We start from the raw sequence: 26,358 nt of genomic DNA on the forward strand, positions 1-26,358 counted from the left end.
GTGAACCTTCAGCCGACCAGCTGCTTCAACAACGCCCCATGCCGCTGCTGTTGTTTCTTCAGCAGCAGCCGGTTGGCGACGAACACCGCCTTCAACTCCTGCAGCGCGACATCGAAATCATCGTTGATGATCACATAGTCGTACTCGTCGTAGTGCACCATCTCGCTGACCGCTTCCTTCATGCGTCCGGCGATGATCTCTTCGCTGTCCTGTCCACGGCCATCCAGGCGCTCGCGCAGCGCCTGCTGGCTTGGCGGCAGAATGAAAATCGACAGTGCGTCCGGCATCAGCTTGCGCACTTGCTGCGCACCTTGCCAGTCGATCTCCAGGATCAGGTCGTAGCCCTGGTCGAGGGTCTGCTGCAGTGCGCTGCGCGAGGTGCCGTAGAAGTTGCCGAAGACTTCGGCATGTTCCAGGAAGTCGCCTTGCTCGATCAGCGCCTTGAACTCTTCGTGGATGACGAAATGGTAGTTCACGCCGTGCGTTTCGCCTGGGCGCATGGCGCGCGTGGTGTGCGAGACCGAGACGCGGATCTGCTGGTCGTCATTGGTCAGGGCGGTGACCAGGCTGGTCTTGCCGGCGCCCGAAGGGGCCGAGACGATATAGAGGGTGCCGCTGCTGTGATTCATGGTAGGGGTGGCCTTACTCGATGTTCTGTACTTGTTCACGCATCTGTTCGATCAGCACCTTCAGGTTGACCGCCGCTTGCGTGCTGCGCGGGTCGAAGGCCTTGGAGCCCAGGGTGTTGGCCTCACGGTTGAGTTCCTGCATCAGGAAATCCAGGCGCCGTCCCGCTGCGCCACCGGACTTGAGTACCCGGCGCACTTCGTTGACGTGGGTGCTCAGGCGGTCCAGTTCTTCGGCGACGTCGCTCTTCTGGGCCAGCAGGACCATCTCCTGCTCCAGGCGCTGCGGGTCGAGCTCGGCCTGCAGGTCGCCGAAGCGATCAAGGATCTTCTGCCGTTGGGCTGCCAGCATTTGTGGCACCAGGGCGCGTAGGGTGGTGACCTCGCTGGCCATACTGTCCAGGCGCTCGTTGATCAGACGCGCCAGCTCCTGGCCTTCGCGCAGACGACCGGCCTTGAGCTCGGCCAGGGCTTCGTCGAACAGCGCCATGGCCTCGGCGTTCAGGGCCTGCGGGTCACTGGCGTCAGCCACCAGTACCCCCGGCCACGACAGCACTTCCAGCGGGTTGAGCGGGGCTGGCTGCTTGATCAGGCCGGCGACCTCTTCGGCTGCGGCAACCAGTTGCGAGGCGCGCTCACGGTCGACCTTGAGCGGCTTGCCGGCGTTGTCTTCATTGAGACGCAGGGTGCATTCCACCTTGCCCCGGGACACGCCCTGGCGCAGACCTTCGCGGACGGCGCCCTCAAGGTCGCGCAGCGCTTCGGGCAGGCGCAGATGGGGTTCCAGGTAACGGTGGTTGACCGAACGCAGCTCCCAGACCAGGGTGCCTTGGCTGCCGGCGCGCTCGACTCGAGCAAAAGCGGTCATGCTGTGCACCATGGGGAGTACCTCGCGTTGATGGAGTGAACGGAAAAGCCTTTCGGCTGCAAGGCGCAGGATTGTAGCGCAGTGGGACCTTGGCGCCCAATCCACCCATGTTACAGAGTGGCCGCTGGGCAGTGGGAAAAGTCGACAGGCTGCCAGGCGCACGACAATAGGCATGTCCTCGCAAGGCGTCGGGCCCTATAATGCAGGGCAGATTCAAAGTCCCGGTACAGGTATCCCAGATGAAACGTCCAAGTGGTCGCGCCGCCGATCAGCTTCGCTCGATCCGCCTCACCCGCAACTACACCAAGCACGCCGAGGGGTCGGTACTGGTCGAGTTCGGCGACACCAAGGTCGTCTGCACGGTCAGCGTCGAGAATGGTGTTCCCCGCTTCCTCAAAGGCCAGGGCCAAGGCTGGCTGACGGCAGAGTACGGCATGCTGCCGCGCTCCACCGGTGAGCGAAACCAGCGCGAGGCCAGCCGTGGCAAGCAGGGTGGTCGCACCCTGGAAATCCAGCGCTTGATCGGCCGTTCGCTACGCGCCGCCCTGGACATGAGCAAGCTGGGCGACATCACGCTGTACATCGACTGCGACGTGATCCAGGCCGACGGTGGTACGCGCACCGCTTCGATTACCGGTGCCATGGTCGCTCTGTGCGACGCCCTGGCGGTGATCAAGAAGCGTGGTGGCCTGAAGGCTGGCAACCCGCTCAAGCACATGATCGCCGCCGTGTCGGTGGGTATGTACCAGGGTGAGGCCGTGCTGGACCTGGACTACCTGGAAGACTCCGCTGCCGAGACCGACCTGAACGTGGTCATGACCAGTGCCGGCGGCTTCATCGAAGTGCAGGGCACTGCCGAGGGCGCGCCATTCCAGTCGGAAGACTTCAACGCCATGCTGGCGCTCGCGCAGAAGGGCATGAACGAAATCTTCGAGCTGCAGCAGGCTTCGTTGGCTGACTGATTCCAGTCGATCCAGACGAAAATGGGGCCGCAAAAGCGGCCCCATTTCGTTTAGATGGTCAGCGTCCAGTCGTAATCCACAATCAGCGGCGCATGCTGCGAGAAGCGCGGCTGGCGTGGCAGGCGGGCATTGCGCACGAAGCGGCGCAGGCCTGGAGTGAGGATCTGGTAGTCGAACCGGTAACCCAGGTTGAGCATCTCAGCCTGCTCGTTGTCCGGCCACCAGCTGTACTGGTCACCTTCACGACTGACCTCGCGCAGCGCATCCACGTAACCCATGTCGCCGGTGATGGCGTCCATCCAGGCACGCTCCGGCGCCAGGAAGCCTGGCGACTGCTGGCTATCACGCCAGTTCTTGATGTCGAGCTTCTGCTGCGCCACGTAGAACGAGCCGCAATAGATGTATTCACGACGCTTGCGCCGCTGCTTGTCCAGGTACTTGGCGAAGTCGTCCATCAACTTGAACTTCTGGTTCAAATCTTCGTCGCCGTTCATTCCCGAAGGTAGCAGCAGGGTAGCGATGCTTACCTTGTCGAAGTCGGCCTGCAGGTAACGCCCGTAGCGGTCGGCTGTCTCGAAGCCCAGGCCCGTGATGACTGCCTTGGGCTGCATCCGCGAATACAGTGCCACGCCACCTTGGGCAGGCACTTCCGCGTCGCAGGCATAAAGGAAATAGCCATCGAGCTGGAAAGCTGGGTCATCGAGTTCAAAGGCCGAGGCGCGGGTATCCTGAAGGCAGATGACGTCGGCATTCTGGGCTTGCAGCCAGCTGAGCAATCCTCGCTCGGCCGCAGCCTGAATGCCATTCACGTTCACACTGATGATCCGCATAAATGGCCCCAAAAATCTCGTGCGTGTATGATACCCGAGCTCAACTCATTTAGCTAAATCCGTGGTGCCCGAGACATTTATGCAGCCGTATCAGCGCGACTTCATTCGTTTTGCCATCGATCGCGGGGTTCTGCGTTTCGGTGAATTCACCCTGAAATCGGGGCGTACCAGCCCGTACTTCTTCAATGCAGGCCTGTTCAACACAGGCTCCGCCCTGGCGCAGCTGGGTCGTTGCTACGCGGCGGCCATCGTCGACAGCAAGATCCCGTTCGACGTACTGTTTGGCCCAGCCTACAAGGGTATTCCCCTCGCAGCGGCCACTGCCGTGGCCCTGGCCGAGCAGCATCAGCTCGATGTGCCATGGTGCTTCAACCGCAAGGAAGCCAAGGACCACGGCGAAGGCGGCAGCCTGGTTGGCGCGCCGCTGGCCGGCGACGTGCTGATCATCGACGATGTGATCACTGCCGGTACCGCCATTCGTGAAGTCATGCAGATCATCAATGCCCAGCAGGCCAAGGCCGCGGGCGTGCTGATCGCGCTGAACCGTGAAGAACGTGGCAATGGCGAGCTGTCGGCGATTCAGGAAGTGGAACGCGACTTCGGTATTCCGGTGGTCAGCATCGTTTCGCTGACCCAGGTGCTGGAGTTCCTGGCCGATGACCCGCAGCTCAAGCAGCATCTGCCGGCTGTCGAGGCGTATCGGGCGCAGTACGGGATCTGATCCTGGCCCGGTAATGAAAAAGGCGACCTTCGTGAGACGGTCGCCTTTTTTGTGTCGCCTGTTCCGGCCCTTTCGCCGGTTAGCCGTGACGCTTGCGGTTGGTGATCAGGGTGCCGACACCGCTGTCGGTGAAGATCTCAAGCAGCACCGCATTCGGCACGCGGCCGTCGATGATGTGCGAGCTGTTCACGCCACCCTGGACCGCTTCCAGGGCGCACTTGATCTTCGGCAGCATGCCGCCGTAGATGGTCCCGTCGGCGATCAGTTCGTTGACCTGCTCGGTGGTCAGGCCGGTCAGGACCTGGCCTTGCTTGTCCATCAGGCCGGCGATGTTGGTCAGCAGCATAAGCTTCTCGGCTTTGAGCGCCTCGGCCACTTTGCCAGCCACCAGGTCGGCGTTGATGTTGTACGACTCGCCATTGGCGCCCACGCCGATTGGCGCGATCACCGGGATGAAGTCGCCCTTGACCAGCATGTTCAGCAGGTCGGTGTTCACGCCCACGACTTCGCCGACGTGGCCGATGTCGATGATTTCCGGCGTGGTCATCTCCGGGGTCTGACGGGTGACGGTGAGCTTCTTGGCGCGGATCAGCTCCGCGTCCTTGCCGGTCAGGCCAATGGCACTACCGCCATGACGGTTGATCAGGTTGACGATGTCCTTGTTGACCTGGCCGCCCAGCACCATTTCCACGACGTCCATGGTTGCCGCGTCGGTAACGCGCATGCCGTCGATGAAGTGGCTTTCGATCGACAGGCGCTTTAGCAGGTCGCCAATCTGCGGGCCGCCGCCGTGAACCACCACCGGGTTGATGCCGACGGCCTTCATCAGCACGATGTCACGGGCAAAGCCGGTCTTGAGCTCTTCGCTCTCCATCGCGTTGCCGCCGTACTTGATCACCAGGGTCTTGCCGACAAAGCGGCGGATATAGGGCAGCGCTTCGGACAAAACCTCGGCTACATGGGAAGCGGCATCGCGATCGAGGGTCATGCAGGGCTCCAGTAAGGAACAGATAGTCGGTCAGAACGGCAGTTGCAGCTCAGGGGCAACCCGCAGCAACTGAGTGCGGAAAACATCCTTGATACGTTGCAACTCGGCGTCGCTTTCGGCCTCGAAGCGCAGCACCAGCACCGGCGTGGTGTTGGAGGCGCGAACCAGGCCCCAGCCGCGGGCATAGTCCACCCGGACACCGTCGATGGTGGTCAGGCTGGCTTCGCCCCAGTCGGCGTCGCGTTGCAGTGCATCAATGATGCTGAATTTACCCTCGTCGGTCACATCAATATTGATTTCCGGCGTGGAAATATCGTTCGGGAACGCTGCGAACAGGCTTTCGGCATCCTGGTCGGCCTTGCTGAGGATCTCCAGCAGGCGCGCGGCGCTGTAGATGCCGTCGTCGAAACCATACCAGCGTTCCTTGATGAAGATATGGCCGCTCATCTCGCCCGCGAGCAAGGAGCCGGTCTGCTTCATCTTCTTCTTGATCAACGAGTGACCGGTCTTCCACATTAGCGCGCGGCCACCGTGCTGTTCGATCAGCGGGGTCAGGCGGCGGGTGCATTTGACGTCGAAGATGATTTCGGCGCCAGGGTTGCGGGCCAGTACGTCCTGGGCGAACAGCATCAGCAGGCGGTCTGGGTAGACGATGCTGCCGGTGTTGGTCACTACGCCGACGCGGTCGCCGTCACCGTCGAAGGCCAGGCCGATGTCGGCACCGGTTTCCTTCACCTTGGCGATCAGGTCCTTGAGGTTCTCGGGTTTGCCTGGGTCCGGGTGGTGGTTGGGGAAGTTGCCATCCACCTCGCAGAACAGCGGGATGACTTCGCAGCCCAGCGCTTCGATCAGTCGCGGTGCGATGACGCCTGCGGCGCCGTTGCCGCAGTCCACCACCACCTTGAGTTTCTTGGCCAGCTTCACGTCACTGACGATCTGCTGGAAGTAGCGGTCCAGAATCTCGACCTTTTCCACACTGCCCTGGGCGCGCGGCACGTCGTTGGTCTGCAGGCGGGTCAACAGGGCCTGGATTTGCTCGTTGGCCAGGGTGTCGCCGGCGATGACGATCTTGAAACCGTTGTAGTCCGATGGGTTATGGCTACCCGTCAGCATCACGCCTGATTTGCCGGCCAGTACATTGGCGGCGTAGTACAGCGCGGGGGTCGGCACCAGACCGACATCGCTGACATGGCAACCAGCATCGGCCAGCCCCTTGATCAGTTGTTCGACCAGCATCGGGCCGGACAAACGGCCGTCGCGGCCGACCGAAACCTTTGGCTCGCCCTGGGCAATGCTTTGGGCACCGATGGCGCGGCCAATCCAATAAGCCGTTTCAGCATGCAGGGTTTTGCCGACCACGCCGCGAATGTCATAGGCGCGGAAGATGCTCTCGGGCAGTGCGGGTACCAGGTGGGCCATGTCATTCATCTTGGGAAGCTCCATTAGTCAAAGGCTTTCTGGGCAGGCACAAACTGAACGCTTGGACGGTGGAATTGCCAGAGAGTTCGCCATCCTTGGCCTGAACGGTTGTCGGTCGGCTCAGTGGCTGCCGGAGTGACCGAAGCCGCCCGCGCCACGCTGGGTCTCATCGAAGGCCTCGACGATGTCGAAGTGAGCCTGCACCACCGGCACCAGCACCAACTGCGCGATGCGCTCGCCGACGGCGATGGTGAAGGGGGTATTGCCACGGTTCCAGCACGACACCATCAGCTCACCCTGGTAGTCCGAGTCGATCAGCCCAACCAGGTTGCCGAGCACGATGCCGTGTTTATGACCCAGGCCCGAGCGCGGCAGGATCATGGCGGCCAGGCCTGGGTCGCCGATGTAGATCGACAGGCCAGTGGGAATCAGCAGGGTCTGGCCGGGTTCGAGGACAGTGTCCTCCTTGAGCAGTGCGCGCAGGTCCAGGCCGGCGGAGCCGGGGGTGGCGTACTGCGGCAGGGGGAATTCAGTGCCCAGGCGTGGGTCGAGAATCTTGGCTTGAAGAGCGTGCATGTAACTTATTGAACCTGGTTGAGCCGTTCGGCGATGAAGGCGACCAACTGGCGGGCAATCTTGCCCTTGCTGGTCTGCGCGAAGAGGGTCTGGTGCTGCTGGCGGTCGATCACGGTCAAGGCATTCTCTTCGCTGTTGAAGCCAATGCTGGGGTTGGCCACATCATTGGCGACGATCAGGTCGAGGTTCTTGTCCTTGAGCTTGCGCGTGGCGTAATCGAGCAAGTGCTCGGTCTCGGCGGCGAAGCCGACGCTGAACGGGCGGTCGTCACGGCCAGCAATGGTGGCGAGGATATCCGGATTGCGCACCATCTGCAGCAGCATGCCGTCGCCAGTCGTAGGATCTTTCTTAAGTTTCTGTGTGGCGACGACTTCCGGGCGGTAGTCCGCAACCGCTGCCGAAGCGATGAACAGGTCGCACGGCATGGCCGCTTCGCAGGCCGCAAGCATGTCCCGTGCGCTCACCACGTCGATACGGGTCACCCGGTCGGGTGTTGGCAGGTGGACAGGGCCGGTGACGAGGGTCACCCGAGCCCCAGCTTCTGCAGCCGCCTCGGCCAGGGCAAAGCCCATCTTCCCGGAGCTATGATTGGTGATGTAGCGCACCGGGTCGATGTTTTCCTGGGTCGGGCCGGCGGTAATCAGTACGTGCTTGCCGGTCAGGGCCTCGCGCTTGAAGCTCTCGGCGGCGCACCAGGCCAGGTCGGTGGGTTCGAGCATGCGGCCGAGGCCGACATCGCCACAGGCCTGGCTGCCGGAGGCCGGGCCGAACACCTGGATGCCGCGGCTCTTGAGCAGGTCGAGGTTGGCCTGGGTGGCAGGGTCGCGCCACATGGCCTGGTTCATTGCGGGGGCTACGGCCACGGTGGCGTCGGTCGCCAGCACCAGGGTAGTCAGCAGGTCATCGGCCATGCCCTGGGCCATGCGCGCCATGAGGTCGGCGGTGGCGGGGGCGATGAGCACGAGGTCGGCCCACTTGGCCAGTTCGATATGGCCCATGGCCGCTTCAGCGGCAGGGTCGAGCAAATCCATGTGCACGGGGTGCCCGGAGAGCGCTTGCAAGGTCAGCGGGGTGATGAACTCGGCACCACCACGGGTCATGACGACGCGCACCTGCGCGCCGTGCTCCAGGAGTCGGCGAATCAGTTCGGCACTCTTGTAGGCGGCGATGCCGCCTCCCACGCCGAGAACGATGCGCTTGCGATACAGCCGCTGCATAGGCTTGCCTTTTTCCAGTGAAAGCGGGCGGCGACGAAGACTGCCTGCGGCAGAACGTCGCATGTACGAGGCGAAATAGATTAACACAGGGCCGAAACGCGCCGCAGTAGGTTGCCAGGAGGGGGCATGAACATGAGGGAGTGGCCGACTGAAGAGCGGCCGAGGGAGAAGTTGCTGCAACGGGGAGTGGGTAGCTTATCGGATGCTGAGCTATTGGCGGTGTTCCTTGGCTCTGGTGTTCGCGGTCGGAATGTTGTGGAGCTGGCGCGAGGGCTGTTGGTGAAATTCGGAAGTCTGCGCCAGTTGCTTGAGGCCGATAGAGAGGCATTCATGGCTGAACTTGGGCTTGGGCCAGTGAAGTACAGTCAGTTGCAGGCGCTTCTGGAAATCGGGCGAAGGCATCTGGCTACGGCTATCGAGCGCGAGTCGGCCATGGAGAGCCCATCGGCGGTTCGGCGTTATCTGAAGGCCATGTTGCGCCATGAGGCCAGTGAAGTGTTCGGTTGCCTGTTCTTGGATACCAAGCATCGGCCACTGGCCTTCGAGATCTTGTTCAGGGGCACGATAGACCGGGCCAGCGTCTACCCGCGTGAAGTGGTCCGGCGGGCGTTGCTGCATAACGCCGCGGCCTTGATTCTGTGCCACAACCATCCTTCGGGTAACTGCGAACCGAGCCAGGACGATGTGCACCTGACGCTATCGCTGAAGCGGGGGTTGGCGTTGATCGATGTGCGGGTGCTGGACCACATCATCATCGGCGACGGGGAGCCGCTGTCGATGGTCGAGCATGGGTGGATCGTGGCTTAGGGGGGAAGTGCTTGTCTTGCTGGAGGGGGAGCCTGTGAGATCGAGCGCCGCCCGTGCGGCGCATCGCGAGCAAGGCTCGCTCCTACGATTGTTTTTGGCCAGTAACGCCAAGGGCAAATGCACGACCGCCTTGTTTGTACGACGTGGATTGGGCCAAGTCACCCAAGCGGTCGCGCGCAAATCCTACAGAAATAATTGGCCCGAAACAGGCGTAGGAGCGAGCCTTGCTCGCGATGCGCCGCACGGGCGGCGCTCGATCTCACAGGCTCTCCCCCTCAAGTCAGCCGCGGAATCAGCGGTTCACCGAAACCTTGCTGAAATCAAGTCGCCCGAACGGGCTGACCTGATACCCCTCGACGCCCTGGCGCAGGAGTGTCGTCGCCGTCGGGTGCGCCAGCGGTACCCACAGCGCCTGCTGCTGAATCAGCGTCTGCGCCTGCTGGTAAAGCCGGCTGCGCACGCTCTGGTCGTTGGTGGTGCGTCCAGCGCTGATCAACTGGTCCAGCCGGCTGTCGCAGAACCGTGCGAAGTTGGTCCCCGACTTCACCGCAGCACAGGCAAACTGAGGGCTCAGGAAGTTGTCCGGGTCGCCGTTATCACCGGCCCAGCCCATGAACAGCAGGTCATGTTCGCCCGCTTTGGCGCGGCGAATCAGCTCGCCCCATTCGATGACCTTGATCTCGGCCTTGATGCCCACCTTGGCGAGGTCTGCCTGGAGCATCTGCGCGCCCAGGCTGGGGTTGGGGTTGAGCAGGCTGCCCGACGGACGGGTCCAGATCGTCGTGGTGAAGCCATCCGGCAAGCCAGCCTTGGCAAGCAGGGCCTTGGCCTTGGTGGGGTCCAGTGCATAGCCCGGCAGATCCTTGGCATAGCTCCAGGTGTTCGGCGGGTAGGGGCCGTTGGCGGCGGTGGCGGTGTCTTCGAACACGGCTTTGAGGTAGGCCTGTTTATCGAACGCCAGGTTGATCGCCTGGCGTACCTCAGGCTTGTCCAGCGGTGGGTGCTCGCTGTTGATAGCCACGAATGCGGTCATGAAGGCCGGAGTGGTCGCCACCTTGAGGTTGCCGTCCTTGCCTGCTTCTGCGATGTCCAGCGGCTTGGGCGACAGGGCTACCTGGCATTCTCCGCGCTTGAGTTTCTGCAGGCGGACGTTGGCGTCAGGCGTGATGGCGAAGATGAGTGGGTCGACCGTGGGCTTGCCGTCGAAATAGTCGGGGTTCGCGCGGTAGCGAACCACGGAGTCTTTCTGGAAGCGCTGGAAGACGAACGGACCGGTGCCGATCGGCTGGCTGTTGAGTTTCTCGGGAGTTCCTGCCTTGAGCAGCTTGTCGGCGTACTCGGCGGAGTAGATCGAGGCGAAGCCCATGCTCAGGGTGGCCAGGAAGGTGGCATCCGGATGAGTGAGGGTGAAGCGCACGGTGCGTGGCTCGGGCGCCTCGATCGACTTGATCAGGTTGCCCAGTTGCAGCGACTGAGCGTGTGGATAACCACCCGGAGCGGTCTTGTGCCAAGCATGGGCGGGGTAGAGCATTCGCTGGAAGCTGAACAGCACATCGTCTGCATCCAGATCACGGCTGGGCTTGAAATAGGGCGTGGTGTGGAATTTCACACCGTTGCGCAGCGTGAAGTCATAGACCAGGCCATCGGCCGACACCGTCCAGCTTTGCGCAAGTCCCGGCACCACCTTGCCCTGGGTCGCATCGAATTCCACCAAGCGGTTCATCAGCATGTCAGCCGAGGCATTGGTGGTGGTCAGCGAGTTGTACTGGACCACGTCGAAGCCCTCGGGGCTGGCTTCGCTACATACGCTCAGCGGGGCCGCCTGGGCGAGTCCGGTTGCAAGCAGGGAGGTGAACATTAAGGAAAGGGCGGCGGCACGCATCAAAGCTCCTTGGCGAGTCAGTGGCCCATCTGCCAGTGCAGTCTGGAAATGTCCTACCCTAGTGCGCGCGTCGGGAAATGGCCACCCCCTTTTTATGCCAGTCTGCGACGAGCGGTCGACAGGCCGGCGCGCGAGTCGCTATGCTGCCCGCGCGCCATCGGCAGCAATCAGATGCTCATCTTCTGTTGTTGCGGCGTAGTCTTTCTGGTATAAAGCAGCGCTCTTTTCTAGGGGCTCGGCCTGTCGCATCAGCGGATCCGGTCGATAAGACCTCCAGAATCACGGCGCCTGGCGCCAAAGACTGAGAGATTAAGCGGCCAACCCATGCCGGGTTGGGCATGAGGTTTTAGAGGGCTGAGTCATGTCGAGAGTCTGTCAAGTTACTGGTAAGGGTCCAGTAACCGGGAACAACATTTCCCACGCAAACAACAAAACCCGTCGTCGTTTCCTGCCGAACCTGCAGCACCACCGTTTCTGGGTTGAGTCCGAGAAGCGTTTCGTGCGTCTGCGCGTTTCTGCCAAAGGCATGCGCGTCATTGACAAGCGTGGTATCGACGTAGTGCTGGCCGAGCTGCGTGCTCGCGGCGAAAAGTTCTAAGGAGAACGTCATGCGTGAATTGATCCGTCTGGTTTCGAGTGCTGGCACTGGCCACTTCTACACCACCGACAAGAACAAGCGCACCACTCCGGACAAAATCGAGATCAAGAAGTACGATCCCGTTGTTCGCAAGCACGTGGTGTACAAGGAAGCCAAGATCAAGTAATTGATCGGCGACCAAGAAAAACCCGCATCCGAAAGGACGCGGGTTTTTTTATGCCCGGATGCCGGTCATTGGAAGCGGAAGCCCTGAATCACGGCGTGTGCATCGGTCTTGATGTGAACACGGTTGATGTCGTACTCGCGAGTGGTGATTTCATTGGGGCCGACGACCCGAGGGCGGCCGGTGATCGCTGTGATGGCGTCCTTGATCGATGGCTCGTACGGGGTGCCGATCAGGTGAGCCAGGGCTTGCAGGACTTCTTCGTTGTTCATGATGTATTTCCTTTGGTAGGAGGACAGCCCGACATGGGCAGGGGCATCCTCCTCCAGAGGTGCAAGGCGCCTGCGCTACATAGTTACTTTTGCTCGAACATCACATAGATCTTGCGGCAGGGCTCCAGCACCTCCCAGGTACCTTTGAAGCCGGCCGGGATAACGAACCGATCACCGGTACGCAGGGTCTTGGCGTTGCCTTCCTGGTCGCGCAGTACCGAAACGCCTTGCACGATTTCACAGTATTCGTGCTCGGTGTAGTTCACGCTCCATTGCCCCACTTCACCTTCCCACACGCCCGCAGCGAACTGCCCGCAGGGGCTGGAGTAGTGGTTGTAGACGGTCTGGTCCGGCTCGCCTTTGATGATTTTTTCCGCAGCCGGGCGGTAGCGTTCGGCCTCGGTGAGGGCCTGGGCGAAGTCGATGATGCTGGCGATGCTCATGGTGCGGCTCCTGTTGTTGTTTAATAAAATGCACATCAGTAGGCTTTTAGGCCTTTCGTGTCAAATATATTGATAGTTTGCATCGGCTGGTTTAGGGTATCGCGTGCCAGTGTGCGCTTGTCGCCCGGCCAGATTTCTGACAACGCCAGTGAGTCCTCAGTGCGGCGTTGCACCTTAACAAGAGGAGGAGTTTCGTATGACCACCCTGACTCGTGCGGACTGGGAACAGCGTGCCCAGCAACTGAAGATCGAAGGACGCGCCTTCATCAACGGCGAATACACCGACGCCGCATCCGGTGAAACCTTCGACTGCCTGAGCCCGGTCGACGGACGCTTCCTGGCCAAGGTCGCCAGCTGTGACCTGGCTGACGCCAACCGTGCCGTGGATAACGCCCGCGCTACCTTCGACTCCGGCGTCTGGTCGCAACTGGCCCCGGCCAAGCGCAAGGCCAAACTGATTCGCTTCGCCGACTTGCTGCGAAAGAACGTCGAAGAGCTGGCACTGCTCGAAACCCTGGACATGGGTAAGCCAATCGGCGACTCCTCCACCATCGACATTCCGGGCGCGGCCAACGCCATCCACTGGACTGCCGAAGCCATCGACAAAGTGTACGACGAAGTCGCGCCGACGCCGCACGACCAACTCGGCCTGGTCACCCGCGAACCTGTTGGTGTGGTCGGTGCCATCGTGCCGTGGAACTTCCCGCTGCTGATGGCATGCTGGAAGCTCGGCCCGGCCTTGGCCACCGGTAACTCGGTCGTGCTCAAACCGTCCGAAAAGTCGCCACTGACCGCCATCCGTATCGCCCAGCTGGCCATTGAAGCTGGCATCCCGGCAGGTGTGCTGAACGTGCTGCCAGGCTACGGCCACACCGTGGGCAAGGCCCTGGCCCTGCACATGGACGTCGACACCCTGGTGTTCACCGGTTCGACCAAGATCGCCAAGCAGTTGATGGTCTATGCGGGCGAGTCGAACATGAAGCGTATCTGGCTGGAAGCCGGTGGCAAGAGCCCGAACATCGTCTTCGCCGACGCTCCGGACCTGAAAGCCGCCGCCGAGGCTGCTGCCAGCGCCATCGCCTTCAACCAGGGCGAGGTCTGCACCGCCGGTTCTCGCCTGCTGGTCGAGCGCTCGATCAAGGACAAGTTCCTGCCCATGGTGGTCGAAGCCCTCAAGGGCTGGAAGCCAGGCAACCCGCTGGACCCTGCCACGACTGTCGGCGCTCTGGTCGATACCCAGCAGATGAACACCGTGCTGTCGTACATCGACGCCGGCCACAAGGACGGCGCCAAACTGCTGGCCGGCGGCAAGCGCACCCTGGAAGAGACCGGCGGTACCTACGTCGAGCCGACCATCTTCGACGGCGTGACCAACGCCATGAAGATCGCCCAGGAAGAGATCTTCGGCCCAGTGCTGTCGGTGATCGCCTTCGACACCGCCGAGGAAGCCATCGCCATCGCCAACGACACCCCGTACGGCCTGGCTGCGGGCATCTGGACCTCGGACATCTCCAAGGCCCACAAGACCGCTCGTGCCGTGCGCGCGGGCAGTGTCTGGGTCAACCAGTACGACGGCGGCGACATGACCGCGCCGTTCGGTGGCTTCAAGCAGTCGGGCAACGGCCGTGACAAGTCGCTGCATGCGCTGGAGAAGTACACCGAGCTGAAGGCGACCTGGATCAAGTTGTAAGTCCAGGGGGCCGCTTAGCGGCCCAATCGCCAGCTTGTCGTGGCGACGAACCACAGCCGGGACGGTTCACACCGCCCCGGCTTTGTCGTCTTTGCAATTCATGAAGACTGCCTGGGAGGCTGCAATGCGTTGGGGAACCTATTTCGCCGTACTGGCATCGGTGCTCAGTGTCGGGCTGGCGCTCGGCGTGAGCATGCCGCTGGTGTCCCTGCGCCTGGAAGCCTGGGGCTACGGCAGCTTCGCCATCGGCGTCATGGCGGCGATGCCGGCGCTGGGTGTACTGGCAGGTGCCAGTGTGGCCAGCCGTCTGGCCGGGTGGGTCGGCGTGCCCTCTGCCATGCGCCTTTGCCTGTGGGGCGGGGCGCTGTCGATCGGCCTGCTTGCATTGCTGCCCAGCTACCCGTTGTGGTTGCTGCTGCGGCTGATGATCGGTATGTCGCTGACTGTGGTGTTCATCCTGGGCGAGAGCTGGATCAACCAACTGGTGGTCGAGCAATGGCGGGGACGGCTGGTGGCGCTGTACGGCAGCAGCTACGCGCTGAGCCAGCTGGCCGGGCCGTTGGTACTGGGCTTTCTCGGCTCGGATGATGACTTCGGCTTCTGGGCGGCGACTGGCCTGCTGCTAGCCGCGCCGCTGGTCCTGCTAGGCCGTGGCGGTGCGCCGAGCACCGAAGCCTGCAGCGTGACCTTCGGCGACCTGCTCGCGTTCTGCCGGCGTTTACCAGTGATTGCCTGGGCGATTGCCCTGTTCGCGTCCTTCGAGGCGATGATCCTCACCTTGCTGCCGGTGTATTGCCTGCAGCAAGGCTTCAGTACCGAAATCGCCTTGTTCATGGTCAGTACCGTGGTGGTGGGCGATGCTGTGCTGCAGTTGCCGATCGGTGCGCTCGCCGACCATATGTCGCGACGGGCTCTGTTCACGGGCTGTGCGGTAACCTTGCTGGTCTCAAGCCTGGCGATCCCATTGCTGTTGCACACACCTGTGATCTGGCCGTTATGGGTGCTGTTCGGGGCTAGCGCCGGGGGGCTGTTCACCTTGTCGCTGGTGCTGATTGGCGAGCGTTATCGCGACGATGAGCTGGTGCGGGCCAATGCCCATGTGGCGCAGCTCTGGGGTATCGGCTGCCTGCTCGGGCCATTGTTGGCCGGAGCAGGCAGCCAGTGGATCAGCGGGCACGCGTTGCTGTTGCTGATGGCGGCAGGGGCGGCTGTTCTGGTGCTGTTGACCCGGCGGCGCGGGGCGTTCGAGCCAGCCTCCGCCTGAGGCATGGGGCTAGAGCATCTTCTCCAGCCCCACCGCCTTGCTGATCCAGGCGTTGAAACGCCGCCACAGGCCGCCAGGCTCGGAGGTCAGCATGCGGCGCTTGCCATTTTCCTCGGTTACCCAGACCAGCTTGTCGTCCACCAGCCTGGGCTGGTAACTCAGTGCGGGTGCCATGCCTTGTACCGCCAGAAAACGGGTGTATTCAGCCAGTTCCGGGCTATCGACCAGCACTCCAACCTCGGTGTTCCACAGCAATGATCGCGGGTCGAAGTTGAACGAGCCGATGAAGGTCTTGCGCCGGTCGAAGACGATTGCCTTGCTGTGAAGGCTCGAATCCGAACTGCCATGGAAGCTCAAACGGTATCTGGCGTTGGTGTCACCAGGTTGGCGGCGCAGTTCGTACAACTGCACGCCGTGCTCCAGCAGGGCGCGGCGGTAGGGCGCATACCCGCCATGCACAGCCGGCACGTCGGTGGCTTCCAGGGAGTTGGTCAACAGCTTGATCGAAACGCCCGCATCGGCAGCGCCGGTCAGGTACAGCAGGCCTGACTTGCCCGGCACGAAGTAGGCCGAAACCAGAATCAGCTCGTGATGCACGTTGTCCAGGTCCGGCGCCAGTTGCTGGCTAAGCAGCAGGTGCGGGTCTGGCTCGTCGTCGGCCAGGACTTTGCTCGGCGCATCCCACAAGGCCTGGCTATGTGCCCAGATCAGTTCGTTGCGCCAGATATCCAGGCGCGGCTGCGTCTGGTAGGCCATCAACCTGTCGTACAGGGCCTTGTGCCTGACCCGCGCCTCGGCCAAGGACACCTCAAGGCGTCGACGGCTGGCATGCAGGTCGCTGGCATCTGGCTGGCGCCATAGGAAGTCTCCAATGGGACGGCTCAGCGCGCTGTTCCAGTACTGGTCGAAACCATGACTGAGCTGCTCGGCCACGGGGCCGACTCCCAACAGGTCGATGTCGGTGAAGTTGAGGTTGGGCTCGGCATCGAAATACTCGTCACCCAGGTTACGTCCGCCGACGATGGCCATGGCGTTGTCCACCACGAACAATTTGTTGTGCATGCGCCGGTGTTGTCGGGAGAGGTTGAACAGACGTCCTGCGGCGCGTGTCACGCCTGTGCTGCGGCCGAGGTGCAGCGGGTTGAACACGCGAATCTGGATGTTGGGGTGGGCGTCGAGGGTGCCCATGATGGTGTCGAGGCCATCGCTGGTGGTGTCATCGAGGAGAATGCGCACCCGAACGCCACGGTCGGCCGCGCGCAGCAGTTCGTGGACCAGCGCCCGCGTGCTCAAGCCGTCATGGACGATGTAGTACTGCAGGTCGATGCTGGCCTGTGCGTTACGGATCAGCTCGGCCCGGGCGCGGAAGGCCTCGTTGCTGTTAGGCAGCAGCCGGAATCCGGAGCGGCCGTCATAGGGTGCGGCCTGGCGAAGTACGGAGCGGCCGAAGGCCGACTCGTTCGCTGGCAGCGCCTGGCTGACTTCGCGGGTCGTACCGACGCTGGCGCAGCCCGCGAGGCCGAGCAGCAGCGCTAGCAACAGAGGCAGGGCAGGCGTGAATCTCAAGGGTGGATCGTCCTGTGCAGCAAGGGCCTGAAGGTTGGACTGTGGAGGGCGGCGCAAAGTTACGCTCAGGTGATGTCCTGATCCAGTAGACGAAGGGCGGTTTCACCGACCTTGCGCACGGCATCCTCGATCTGTGGTGTGGGGCGCGAGGCGAAGTTCATGCGCAGGCAGTGACGAAACTTGCCCGAGGCCGAGAAGATGCTGCCTACCGCGATTTGCACTCCCTGCTCCAGTAAAGCTCGGTTCAGCCGCAGCGTGTCGAAATCTTCAGGCAATTCGACCCACAGCATGAAGCCCCCTTGTGGCCGGCTGACACGCGTCCCGCTCGGGAAGTACTGGGTGACCCAGTCGCTCATCAGGTCGCGACCGCGCTGATACTGGCTGCGCATGCGGCGCACATGGGGTTGGTAGTGCCCGGCGGCGATGAAGTCGGCGATGGCCAGTTGCGGTTGGGTGGCCGTGCTGCCGGTGCTGATGTACTTCATGTGCAGCACCCGCTCCAGATAACGCCCCGGCGCGACCCAGCCTATGCGCAAGCCCGGGGCCAGGGTCTTGGAGAAGGAGCTGCACAGCAGCACGCGGCCGTCGTCGTCGAACGACTTGAGGGTGCGCGGGCGAGGGTAGGTATATGCCAGGTCGCCATACACATCGTCTTCGAGAACCGCCACGTCATAGCGCTGGGCCAGGCTCAGCAGCGCCTTCTTGCGGGCCTCGGGCATTATGTAGCCGAGCGGGTTGTTGCAGTTAGGGGTGATCTGGATGAGCTTGATCGGCCATTGTTCCAAGGCCAGTTCCAGCGCCTCCAGACTGATTCCGGTGACGGGGTCAGTGGGGATCTCCAGGGCTTTCATGCCCAAACCTTTGAGGGTTTGCATGGCGCCGTGGAAGCTCGGCGAGTCAACCGCGACGATGTCCCCCGGGTCGCACACCGCGCGGATGCTGCAGGACAGCGCTTCATGGCAGCCGGTCGTCACCACCAGGTCAGCCGGCCCCAGGCGGCAGCCGGAATCGAGCATCAACCGGGCGATCTGCTCGCGCAGGGCCAGGTTGCCGTGGATGTTGTCGTAGTAAAGGCCGGGCATGTCCTGGCGCCGGCTCAACTGGGCGAGGCTGCGCAACAGCGGCTTGAGGGTGGGGCTGTCGATGTCGGGCATGCCGCGGCCGAGCTGGATCACATCCTTGCGGGGCGTGCTACGCACCAGCTCCAGCACCTGTTCCCACTGGGAGATATCCACAGGGCGCTGCGCCGGCCGGCTGACGGCGGGCAGGGCGGGGAGGTGGCGTCCTTCGCTGACGAAGTACCCGGACTTTGGGCGTGGCGAGACCAGGCCGCTGTCCTCGAGCATGCGATAAGCCTGCTGTACGGTGCTGAGGCTGACGCCATGTTCCTCGCTGAGGGCTCGCACCGATGGCAGCCGCTGACCAGGGCGATACAGGCCCTGCTCGATGCGGGCGCCCAGCAATTCGGCGAGGTTGAGATAGAGCGTCACGGCATACTCCCGCGTTCAAGGCTGGCAGCGACCAGTACAGTTGTGGGGAAAATACAGCATTCAGCGGCCGGTTCGCCAATTCTGTATGGGAATAATAAGCCATTATTGGATCTGTATCGTCACGCCTGCCAGCGCGCATGCTGTCTCCACGGTATGAACTGATCGGGAGGATGCAGCAATGGGTGGCTTGAGCGATGTGCGCTTGCAACTGTTGGCCAAGGAGCTCGAGGACGAGCAGCGGCCCAAGGTGTTCAATGCACCGGCCGGCTTGAGCCGCTGGGGCCTGCTGCTGCACCGTTGGCACACCCGCAGGGCGCTGTTGCAACTGAGCGATGAGGAGTTGCGTGATGTAGGGCTGAGCTGGGAGCAGGCCCGGACCGAAGGGCGAAAGCCCTGCTGGAAGGACTGACGCAAAGCGCTGGGAACGGCAGCGCATCACCGTGTAGGAGCGGTTCACCCGCGAGCATCGGCCAAGTCAGTGTCGTACATCGCAGTGCTTGGTTCGCGGGCAAGCACGCTCCTGAAAGGTACGTCAGCGGTCAGATCAGCTCTTTGAGCCTGTGCCACAACATTCCCAACGCCAGCAGCGGCGAGCGCAGGTGCTTGCCACCGGGGAAAGTGACGTGCGGCACGTTGGCGAACAGGTCGAAGCGCCCGCTTTCCTGACCGCTGATGGCTTCACCCAGCAGGCGCGCAGCGAGGTGGGTGGCGTTGACCCCGTGGCCCGAATAGGCCTGGGCGTAATACACGTTCGGTTGGCTGGCCAGGCGGCCGATCTGCGGCAGGCGATTGGCGCCGATGCCGATCATGCCGCCCCATTGATATTCGATGCGCACGTCGGCCAACTGTGGGAACACCTTGAGCATCTTCGGCTGCATGTAGGCGGCGATGTCTTTTGGATCACGGCCCGAGTAATGGCAGGCGCCACCGAACAACAGACGGTGGTCGGCAGACAAACGATAGTAATCCAGCGCCACGCGCTGGTCGCACACCGCCATATTCTGCGGCAGTAGCTGGCGCGCTCGTTCTTCGCCGAGCGGTTCAGTGGCGATGATGTAGCTGCCGGCGGGCAATACCTTGCCACCCAGTTCGCGGTTGAGGTCGTTGTGGTAGGCGTTGCAGCACAGCACCAAGGTCCTGGCGCGCACTCTTCCTTGGGGAGTGTGTACCTGAACCAGGGGGCCGTAGTCGATGCGTGTGACCTCGGACTGCTCGAACAGCTTGACGCCTAGACGGCTGGCCACGGCTGCTTCGCCCAATGCCAGGTTGAGCGGGTGCAGGTGGCCTGAACCCATGTCGATCAGGCCGCCGACGTAGCGGTCGGAACCGACCACGCTGTGGATATCTTTTTGTTGCACCAGGCGCATTTCATGGCGGTAGCCAAGGCTGCGCAGTTCTTCGGCATCCTCGGCAAAGCCTTGCAGCTCGCCGGGTTTGTTGGCCAGGTCGCAGTAACCCCAGGTCAAGTCGCAGTCGATGGCGTGTCGTTCGACGCGCTCGCGGACGATGTCCACGGCCTCCAGTCCCATCAGCTTCATGCTGCGCACACCTTCCTGGCCAATCACCGGCAAGAACTGCTCAAGGCCATGGCCAACGCCACGAATCAACTGACCGCCGTTGCGGCCGCTGGCGCCCCAGCCAAGCTTGCGTGCCTCCAGCAGGATTACCGACAGGCCGCGTTCGGCCAGTTCGATGGCAGTGTTCAAGCCTGAGTAGCCGCCACCAACGATGCACACGTCGGCAGAATGTTCGCCCTGCAGGTAGGGATGATCGGGATGAGGCGCGCTGCTGGCGGCGTAGTAAGAGGCGGCGTGCTGCGCGCTGTGGATCATCGGGCGGTTCCTGGGCGTTGGGCGAAAGGGGGAGGATAAGCTGGGGTTTTGCGGCGGGGCAACTGGCCTCCTCGCCGGCAAGCCGACTGCCGCTCAGGGGCGCGTGTGACTTGGGCAGCCGGCTGGCGGGCAATTGGTCCTATAATCGAACTTCGATCGTCAATCCTGTATCCGGCCATGTCCTGCAACCGCCACAAGATTCACTTCCTGCGCGAACTCATTCCCTCTTTCGAGTGCGAGCCCGGGTGCCACGACTGTTGTGGTCCGGTCACCACCTCGGCTGAGGAGATGGCGCGCTTGCCGCGCAAGTCCCAGGCCGAGCAGGATGCGGCGTTGGAGCGCCTGGACTGCGTACACCTGGGCCCCGATGGCTGCACGGTGTATGAAGAGCGCCCGATGATCTGCCGCCTCTTTGGCACAACTCCACGCATGGCCTGCCCCCGTGGTCGTGGGCCTGAACAGATGATCGAGCCGCAGGCCGAGCAGCTCGTTCACCAGTTCATCGCCACCACACGTCAGGTGCTGGTCTAGCCTTAGTCCGGAATCGGCAGGCAGAGGCTCTCTTTGACCTCTTCCATCACGATGTAGCTCTTCGACTCACGGACGTGCGGCAGCTTGAGCAGGATGTCGCCCAGCAGCTTGCGGTATGAAGCCATCTCCGAAATACGGGCTTTCACCAGGTAGTCGAAGTCGCCAGAAACCAGGTGGCATTCCAGCACATGCGGCAGTTTCAGCACGGCGCGGCGGAACTCCTCGAAGGTGTCGCCGGACTTGTAGTCCAGGCTGATCTCGACGAACACCAGCAGGCTACCTTTGAGGTGCTGGGGGTTGAGCCGGGCGTTGTAGCCCATGATGATGCCCTCGCGCTCGAGGCGGCGGACCCGCTCGGTGCAAGGGGTGGTGGAAAGCCCAACTTTCTCGCCCAGTTCGGTGAAGGAAATACGCCCGTCATTCTGCAGGATGCGCAGGATGTTGCGGTCGATCTTGTCCAGCTCACGCTTACTCTGGTGCTGGGTTCTCATAGGGGATGCCCCTCCGTGAAAGGCGATTTTGCCGAGAATTCTCGCCAATAATAGGCTTTTATATAGTGAATTGCACTGGGCCTACCTTTTTATACTGCGCGCATCCATGCCATTTCAACAAAAGACAGCGGTGCGCCGCGTGCGAGGAATAAACGATGCGAGTTCTGGTACTTGGTAGCGGTGTGATCGGAACCGCCAGCGCCTACTACCTGGCCCGTCAAGGTTTCGAAGTGACGGTGGTCGACCGCCAACCCGCGGTGGCCATGGAAACCAGTTTTGCCAACGCAGGTCAGATCTCGCCTGGTTATGCCTCGCCCTGGGCTGCCCCTGGCGTACCGCTGAAGGCCATCAAGTGGCTGCTTGAGCGCCACGCGCCCCTCGCCATCAAGCTGACCGGCGATGTCGACCAATACCTGTGGATGGCGCAGATGCTGCGCAACTGCACCGCCAGCCGTTACGCGGTCAACAAAGAGCGCATGGTGCGGCTGTCCGAGTACAGCCGCGACTGCCTCGACGAGTTGCGCGCTGAAACCGGCATCGCCTACGAAAACCGCAGCCTGGGAACTACCCAGCTGTTCCGTACCCAGGCCCAGGTGGATGCCGCGGCCAAGGATATCGCCGTGCTCGAACAGTCCGGCGTGCCTTACGAGCTGCTCGACCGCGACGGCATCGCCCGCGTCGAACCGGCCTTGGCGGGCGTGAAAGACATTCTCGCTGGCGCCCTGCGTCTGCCCAACGACCAGACCGGCGACTGCCAGCTGTTCACCACCAAGCTGGCCGAGATGGCCGTGAAGCTGGGCGTGGAGTTCCGCTTCGGCCAGGACATCCAGCGCCTGGACTTCGCGGGTGATCGCATCAATGGCGTGTGGATCGACGGCAAGCTGGAAACCGCCGATCGCTATGTGCTGGCCCTGGGCAGCTACTCGCCGCAGATGCTCAAGCCGCTGGGTATCAAGGCCCCGGTGTACCCGCTGAAGGGTTACTCGCTGACCGTGCCGATCACCAACGCTGACATGGCGCCGACTTCGACCATCCTCGATGAGACCTACAAGGTCGCCATCACCCGCTTCGACAACCGTATTCGTGTCGGCGGCATGGCTGAAATCGCTGGTTTTGACCTGTCGCTGAACCCGCGTCGTCGCGAAACGCTGGAGATGATCGTCAACGACCTTTATCCTCGCGGCGGCGACCTGAGCCAGGCCAGTTTCTGGACCGGCCTGCGCCCGGCTACCCCGGACGGTACGCCGATCGTGGGTGCGACCTCGTTCCGTAACCTGTTCCTCAATACCGGTCACGGCACACTGGGCTGGACGATGGCGTGCGGCTCCGGTCGCCTGCTGGCTGACCTGATCGCGCGCAAGAAGCCGCAGATCAGCGCCGAAGGCCTGGATATCTCTCGTTATGGCAACCGCCGTGAGGTTGCCAAGCAGGGTCAGACCGCGCCAGCCCATCAGCAGTAAGGTCGACTGACCCGGCCTCATCGGCGGCAAGCCGGCTCCTGCAGGATCAGCCTGAAGTTCTGGTCCTGAGGAGAACCGGCCTGCCGGCGATCAATCCAACACCGATGACAACCCGAACACCATAAGGCAGCCGCCATGCGACCCGCCCGCGCCCTGATCGACCTGCAAGCCCTCCGCCACAATTACCGCCTGGCCCGTGAACTGTCCGGTGCCAAGGCCCTCGCCGTGATCAAGGCCGACGCCTATGGTCACGGTGCCGTGCGCTGCGCCCTGGCGCTGGAGCCGGAAGCCGATGGCTTTGCCGTGGCCTGCATCGAGGAGGCGCTGGAGCTGCGTGCAGCGGGTATCAAGGCACCCGTGTTGTTGCTCGAAGGCTTTTTCGAAGCCAGCGAGTTGGCGCTGATCGCCGAGCATGACCTGTGGTGTGTCGTGCACTCGCTGTGGCAACTGGAGGCGATCGAAAGGACTCAGGTGCACAAGCCCCTGACCACCTGGCTGAAACTCGACAGCGGCATGCACCGGGCGGGCCTGCACCCCAAGGATTACCACGAGGCCTACCAGCGGCTGCTGGCCAGCGGCAAGGTTTCGCGCATCGTGTTGATGAGCCACTTCGCCCGTGCGGACGAGTTGGATGCCGATGCCACCGCCCAACAAATCGCCGTGTTCGAGGCTGCCCGCCAAGGCCTGGCTGCCGAGTGCAGCCTACGCAATTCGCCCGGTGTGCTGGCCTGGCCGCAGGCGCCAAGCGACTGGGTGCGACCTGGCATCATGCTGTACGGCGCCACGCCCTTCGAAGTGGATCAGGCCCAGGCTGCGCGCCTGCAGCCGGTGATGACCCTGCAATCGCGCATCATCAGTGTGCGGGAGCTGCCGGCTGGCGAACCGGTGGGTTACGGCGCCAAGTTCATCAGCTCTCGGCCGACCCGTGTGGGTGTGGTCGCCATGGGCTATGCCGACGGCTACCCTCGCCAGGCACCCACTGGCACGCCGGTGATGGTCGCTGGCAAGCTCACCCAACTGATTGGCAGGGTTTCGATGGACATGCTCTGCGTCGACCTCACCGACGTGCCTGAAGCCACCATCGGCAGCCCGGTCGAGTTGTGGGGCAAACAGGTACTGGCCAGCGACGTGGCCATGCGCGCTGGCACCATTCCGTACCAGATCTTCTGCAATCTCAAGCGTGTACCGCTGGACTATTACGGCGAATAAGGCGCCGAAGCGGACAGGATGGAGGGGGTGTGTTGTAAATACTGAACGGCATTGCCATGATATCGTTCACATCACCCCCCATTTCTACCGTTTCAGGAGGCTCCAGCTTTGGACGTCGGCGAACGACTGCAAGCCATCCGCAAGCTCAAGGGCCTGTCCCAGCGTGAACTCGCCAAGCGTGCGGGTGTGACCAACAGCACCATCTCGATGATCGAGAAGAACAGCGTGAGCCCTTCGATCAGCTCGCTGCGCAAGGTGCTCAGTGGCATTCCCATGTCCATGGTCGAGTTCTTCTCCGTCGAGCTGGAACCCGAAAGCCCTTCCCAGATCGTCTACAAAGCTCACGAGCTGATCGACATCTCGGACGGTGCGGTAACCATGAAGCTGGTGGGCAAGTCGCACCCCAACCGCGCCATCGCTTTCCTCAACGAGGTCTACCCGCCGGGCGCCGACACCGGGGAAGAAATGCTCACCCACGATGGCGAAGAGACCGGCATCCTGCTGGAAGGGCGCCTGGAGCTGGTGGTCGGGAATGAGACCTTCATCCTCGAAGCAGGCGACAGCTACTACTTCGAAAGCACCCGGCCGCATCGATTCCGCAATCCCTTCGCAGAGCCAGCACGGCTGATCAGTGCGGCGACGCCTTCGAACTTTTGATCCAGCGCAGCGTATTGTTTCGCTAATACCCCTTTCACCTGTGGGGTCGTTTCACGGGTTCCGGGTTCCCGCTATACTTTTCAACGCTCGCAATTTCGTGGTGCGGGCATGATTAGCCACCATGAGGGTGTTCGCGTGAACCAAATCAAGAAGATGCTGGCCTTACCAGCCGCCGTACTCGCCCTCTGGGCAATCAATGCAACTGCTGCAACCAACGACGACATTGCCAAGCGCCTGGAGCCTGTAGGGCAGGTGTGCATTCAGGGTCAGGAGTGCAAAGGCATGGAAGTGGCTGCCGCAGCGGGCGGTGGCGGGGCCAAGACGCCGGACGAGATCATCGCCAAGCACTGCAACGCCTGCCATGGCAGCGGCTTGCTCGGTGCGCCGAAGATTGGCGATACCGCCGCGTGGAAAGAGCGCGCCGACCACCAGGGCGGCCTGGATGGCATTCTGGCCAAAGCCATTACCGGCATAAACGCCATGCCACCGAAAGGTACCTGTGCCGACTGTTCGGACGAGGATCTCAAAGGCGCGATCAAGAAGATGTCGGGGCTTTGATCCAAACCTGAATTGCACGAGGCCCGCCATCGATGGCGGGCTTTGTTTTTGTGCTGCGTGTGTCGGCCGCTTTCGTGGCTAAAGCCTTCGAGTCCTATGCTGCCCATGTGGGAGCGGCTTTAGCCGCGAAAGGGCCGGCACAGGCAACTAACCCCACCCAATCTCTGAAACCATGGACAATCCAGAAAGCCCCGGTGTTTGAACCATGCTGATGATTAACTAGCATTTTTACCAGTTTTATTTTTCGGGTCTACGAATAACACTCAAGCTTCTGGTAGTGGTGTTGGATGGGAGCCAATAGACTTGAGAATAGCGGACAATAACGGTCGGAAGCAGAATGCAGTCAGCCGGGTGAAGCTGCAAAGGCAACCCTCCGGCAGTGCCCCTCTTCATCGGGGCTATTCGCCCTATGGCTATCATTCGCTCCTACGCACCATGCTCGGTTTCAATGGTGGCCGACTCGATCCTGTTACAGGGTGTTATCCATTGGGCAATGGGCGTCGATCATTCAATCCATCATTGTTGCGTTTCATCAGCTCGGACAGCATGAGCCCCTTCGCGGCGGGTGGGTTAAATTCATATTCATACTGTCTAGGTGATCCGGTGAACCGCGAGGACCCGAGCGGTAATTGCTGTTTATTTAAGCCCTTCGCACGAATGTTTAGAAGGATTTTTCCTAAAAAAGAGCTCCCTGGTAAGTTATATGTGTCGCCTATCATCGAGAGAATGGTTATTAACAAAGACTACAAGAATATTAATTCTGTCATCAACATCAGCCTGGTGGGTAGTTCAGGGCGTGTGCCGCAGGGCTATGAGTTGATCGGCTTTCATGGGAGTCAAGCAAAACATGCGCGGTCGTTGGAATCAGGCCTTGATCCTGGTTACTCAAAGGGTGGAACTTACGGCAGCGGCTTCTACTTTTCCACTAATCTCGATGTGGCCAATAAGTACGCAGGTTCGGATGGAGACGGAATCGTATTCGGCGTGTACGCAGAAAATTTCGGGGAATGGAAAAAAGGGAAGGACTATTTCAGCGCTAATCGAAACGTAATGGTAATCAGGGAGAATGCTTATGGGAAGGTCGCTGTGCGCAGGGAAGTAGCGTTTCCAATTTTAATCAGTGATAAAACCACTGTCACATACTAACAGCGCCAGCATTGATAGCCGGTACGTAGGTGTTTCTGGTGAGTCGAGCACTATTCAGGCCTCTGCGAATATAGGAGGTGCAAAGTCTGTGT

The 26,358-nt window shown here is 61.8% G+C and carries 27 protein-coding genes and 1 pseudogene; 14 read left to right on the forward strand and 14 right to left on the reverse strand.

Annotated features, from left to right (window positions below; translation table 11 throughout):
• Positions 1 to 8: 8 nt before the first annotated feature.
• Positions 9 to 629, reverse strand: coding sequence for a guanylate kinase (gmk, locus tag H620_RS0102625; protein ID WP_023383036.1), 621 nt, complete (start codon positions 627 to 629; stop codon positions 9 to 11).
• 13 nt (positions 630 to 642) lie between these two features.
• Positions 643 to 1,506: a YicC/YloC family endoribonuclease gene (locus H620_RS0102630; RefSeq protein ID WP_023383035.1), complete on the reverse strand. Its 864-nt coding sequence runs from the start codon at positions 1,504 to 1,506 to the stop codon at positions 643 to 645.
• 227 nt (positions 1,507 to 1,733) lie between these two features.
• Here H620_RS0102630 and rph point away from each other — a divergent pair, with 227 nt between their 5' ends.
• Complete coding sequence (rph, locus tag H620_RS0102635) at positions 1,734 to 2,456, forward strand: ribonuclease PH (RefSeq protein WP_023383034.1); 723 nt, start codon at positions 1,734 to 1,736, stop codon at positions 2,454 to 2,456.
• Positions 2,457 to 2,506: 50 nt separating this feature from the next.
• On the opposite strand, the gene H620_RS0102640 is transcribed toward rph, so the two are convergent.
• Positions 2,507 to 3,286 carry an exodeoxyribonuclease III gene (locus H620_RS0102640; protein WP_023383033.1) on the reverse strand — a complete coding sequence of 260 codons (780 nt, stop codon included), beginning with the start codon at positions 3,284 to 3,286 and terminating at the stop codon, positions 2,507 to 2,509.
• A gap of 79 nt (positions 3,287 to 3,365) precedes the next feature.
• Between H620_RS0102640 and pyrE the strand changes: the two genes are divergently transcribed.
• Entirely contained in the window at positions 3,366 to 4,007 is a 642-nt protein-coding gene (pyrE, locus tag H620_RS0102645) for an orotate phosphoribosyltransferase (RefSeq protein ID WP_011536401.1), read from the forward strand.
• 79 nt (positions 4,008 to 4,086) lie between these two features.
• On the opposite strand, the gene argB is transcribed toward pyrE, so the two are convergent.
• The 4 genes and pseudogenes from argB to coaBC all read right to left on the reverse strand — a co-directional run bounded on the left by argB (position 4,087) and on the right by coaBC (position 8,207).
• Positions 4,087 to 4,995, reverse strand: a complete 909-nt coding sequence (argB, locus tag H620_RS0102650; RefSeq protein WP_023383032.1) for an acetylglutamate kinase — start codon at positions 4,993 to 4,995, stop codon at positions 4,087 to 4,089.
• A gap of 30 nt (positions 4,996 to 5,025) precedes the next feature.
• Positions 5,026 to 6,399, reverse strand: a pseudogene (locus H620_RS0102655) (phosphomannomutase/phosphoglucomutase); the annotation flags it as partial.
• 135 nt (positions 6,400 to 6,534) lie between these two features.
• Complete coding sequence (gene dut / locus H620_RS0102660) at positions 6,535 to 6,990, reverse strand: dUTP diphosphatase (RefSeq protein WP_023383030.1); 456 nt, start codon at positions 6,988 to 6,990, stop codon at positions 6,535 to 6,537.
• A gap of 5 nt (positions 6,991 to 6,995) precedes the next feature.
• Entirely contained in the window at positions 6,996 to 8,207 is a 1,212-nt protein-coding gene (coaBC, locus tag H620_RS0102665) for a bifunctional phosphopantothenoylcysteine decarboxylase/phosphopantothenate--cysteine ligase CoaBC (RefSeq protein WP_023383029.1), read from the reverse strand.
• Positions 8,208 to 8,333: 126 nt separating this feature from the next.
• On the opposite strand from coaBC, the gene radC reads away from it, so the two are divergent.
• Positions 8,334 to 9,014 (forward strand): RadC family protein, encoded by a 681-nt coding sequence (gene radC / locus H620_RS0102670; RefSeq protein WP_023383028.1) that lies wholly within the window; start codon positions 8,334 to 8,336, stop codon positions 9,012 to 9,014.
• Positions 9,015 to 9,306: 292 nt separating this feature from the next.
• On the opposite strand, the gene H620_RS0102675 is transcribed toward radC, so the two are convergent.
• A complete protein-coding gene (locus H620_RS0102675) occupies positions 9,307 to 10,896 on the reverse strand; it encodes an ABC transporter substrate-binding protein (RefSeq protein WP_023383027.1) in 1,590 nt (529 codons plus the stop codon).
• A 361-nt stretch (positions 10,897 to 11,257) separates the two neighbouring features.
• Here H620_RS0102675 and rpmB point away from each other — a divergent pair, with 361 nt between their 5' ends.
• Together rpmB and rpmG are read left to right on the forward strand one after the other, a co-directional pair.
• A complete protein-coding gene (rpmB, locus tag H620_RS0102680) occupies positions 11,258 to 11,494 on the forward strand; it encodes a 50S ribosomal protein L28 (RefSeq protein WP_003258972.1) in 237 nt (78 codons plus the stop codon).
• 10 nt (positions 11,495 to 11,504) lie between these two features.
• Entirely contained in the window at positions 11,505 to 11,660 is a 156-nt protein-coding gene (gene rpmG / locus H620_RS0102685) for a 50S ribosomal protein L33 (protein WP_003253507.1), read from the forward strand.
• A gap of 65 nt (positions 11,661 to 11,725) precedes the next feature.
• Here the strand turns inward: rpmG and H620_RS0102690 are convergent, their stop codons facing one another.
• Entirely contained in the window at positions 11,726 to 11,929 is a 204-nt protein-coding gene (locus H620_RS0102690) for a hypothetical protein (RefSeq protein WP_023383026.1), read from the reverse strand.
• 83 nt (positions 11,930 to 12,012) lie between these two features.
• A complete protein-coding gene (locus tag H620_RS0102695) occupies positions 12,013 to 12,372 on the reverse strand; it encodes a cupin domain-containing protein (protein ID WP_023383025.1) in 360 nt (119 codons plus the stop codon).
• Between the two features lie 196 nt (positions 12,373 to 12,568).
• Between H620_RS0102695 and H620_RS0102700 the strand changes: the two genes are divergently transcribed.
• Positions 12,569 to 14,062, forward strand: a complete 1,494-nt coding sequence (locus tag H620_RS0102700; RefSeq protein ID WP_023383024.1) for an aldehyde dehydrogenase — start codon at positions 12,569 to 12,571, stop codon at positions 14,060 to 14,062.
• A gap of 124 nt (positions 14,063 to 14,186) precedes the next feature.
• Entirely contained in the window at positions 14,187 to 15,326 is a 1,140-nt protein-coding gene (locus tag H620_RS0102705) for an MFS transporter (protein ID WP_023383023.1), read from the forward strand.
• 9 nt (positions 15,327 to 15,335) lie between these two features.
• Here the strand turns inward: H620_RS0102705 and H620_RS0102710 are convergent, their stop codons facing one another.
• On the reverse strand, positions 15,336 to 16,892 hold the full coding sequence (locus H620_RS0102710; protein WP_023383022.1) for a phospholipase D family protein: 1,557 nt from the start codon (positions 16,890 to 16,892) through the stop codon (positions 15,336 to 15,338).
• Between the two features lie 65 nt (positions 16,893 to 16,957).
• Complete coding sequence (locus tag H620_RS0102715) at positions 16,958 to 18,382, reverse strand: aminotransferase-like domain-containing protein (RefSeq protein WP_027906668.1); 1,425 nt, start codon at positions 18,380 to 18,382, stop codon at positions 16,958 to 16,960.
• A 178-nt stretch (positions 18,383 to 18,560) separates the two neighbouring features.
• Here H620_RS0102715 and H620_RS0102720 point away from each other — a divergent pair, with 178 nt between their 5' ends.
• The gene (locus H620_RS0102720) at positions 18,561 to 18,791 is read left to right on the forward strand and encodes a DUF1127 domain-containing protein (protein ID WP_027906669.1); all 231 of its coding nucleotides are present in this window, start codon (positions 18,561 to 18,563) and stop codon (positions 18,789 to 18,791) included.
• Between the two features lie 130 nt (positions 18,792 to 18,921).
• Here the strand turns inward: H620_RS0102720 and H620_RS0102725 are convergent, their stop codons facing one another.
• Complete coding sequence (locus H620_RS0102725; protein WP_027906670.1) at positions 18,922 to 20,214, reverse strand: NAD(P)/FAD-dependent oxidoreductase; 1,293 nt, start codon at positions 20,212 to 20,214, stop codon at positions 18,922 to 18,924.
• Positions 20,215 to 20,391: 177 nt separating this feature from the next.
• Here H620_RS0102725 and H620_RS0102730 point away from each other — a divergent pair, with 177 nt between their 5' ends.
• Positions 20,392 to 20,745, forward strand: a complete 354-nt coding sequence (locus H620_RS0102730; protein ID WP_027906671.1) for a YkgJ family cysteine cluster protein — start codon at positions 20,392 to 20,394, stop codon at positions 20,743 to 20,745.
• A gap of 2 nt (positions 20,746 to 20,747) precedes the next feature.
• Here the strand turns inward: H620_RS0102730 and dadR are convergent, their stop codons facing one another.
• Entirely contained in the window at positions 20,748 to 21,236 is a 489-nt protein-coding gene (dadR, locus tag H620_RS0102735; protein ID WP_003258963.1) for a transcriptional regulator DadR, read from the reverse strand.
• A 155-nt stretch (positions 21,237 to 21,391) separates the two neighbouring features.
• Here dadR and dadA point away from each other — a divergent pair, with 155 nt between their 5' ends.
• The 5 genes from dadA (at position 21,392) to H620_RS0102760 (ending at position 26,266) form a co-directional block, all read left to right on the forward strand.
• Positions 21,392 to 22,696, forward strand: a complete 1,305-nt coding sequence (gene dadA, locus H620_RS0102740) for a D-amino acid dehydrogenase (protein WP_023383017.1) — start codon at positions 21,392 to 21,394, stop codon at positions 22,694 to 22,696.
• Between the two features lie 135 nt (positions 22,697 to 22,831).
• The gene (gene alr, locus H620_RS0102745) at positions 22,832 to 23,905 is read left to right on the forward strand and encodes an alanine racemase (protein ID WP_023383016.1); all 1,074 of its coding nucleotides are present in this window, start codon (positions 22,832 to 22,834) and stop codon (positions 23,903 to 23,905) included.
• A 108-nt stretch (positions 23,906 to 24,013) separates the two neighbouring features.
• The gene (locus H620_RS0102750; protein WP_023383015.1) at positions 24,014 to 24,562 is read left to right on the forward strand and encodes a cupin domain-containing protein; all 549 of its coding nucleotides are present in this window, start codon (positions 24,014 to 24,016) and stop codon (positions 24,560 to 24,562) included.
• A gap of 153 nt (positions 24,563 to 24,715) precedes the next feature.
• Entirely contained in the window at positions 24,716 to 25,120 is a 405-nt protein-coding gene (locus H620_RS0102755; RefSeq protein WP_049818688.1) for a c-type cytochrome, read from the forward strand.
• A gap of 303 nt (positions 25,121 to 25,423) precedes the next feature.
• Complete coding sequence (locus H620_RS0102760) at positions 25,424 to 26,266, forward strand: RHS repeat-associated core domain-containing protein (RefSeq protein WP_390897569.1); 843 nt, start codon at positions 25,424 to 25,426, stop codon at positions 26,264 to 26,266.
• Positions 26,267 to 26,358 lie beyond the last annotated feature (92 nt).

Origin of the sequence: Pseudomonas taiwanensis DSM 21245, from assembly GCF_000425785.1 — a bacterium.
In the GTDB taxonomy this organism is placed as follows: domain Bacteria; phylum Pseudomonadota; class Gammaproteobacteria; order Pseudomonadales; family Pseudomonadaceae; genus Aquipseudomonas; species Aquipseudomonas taiwanensis.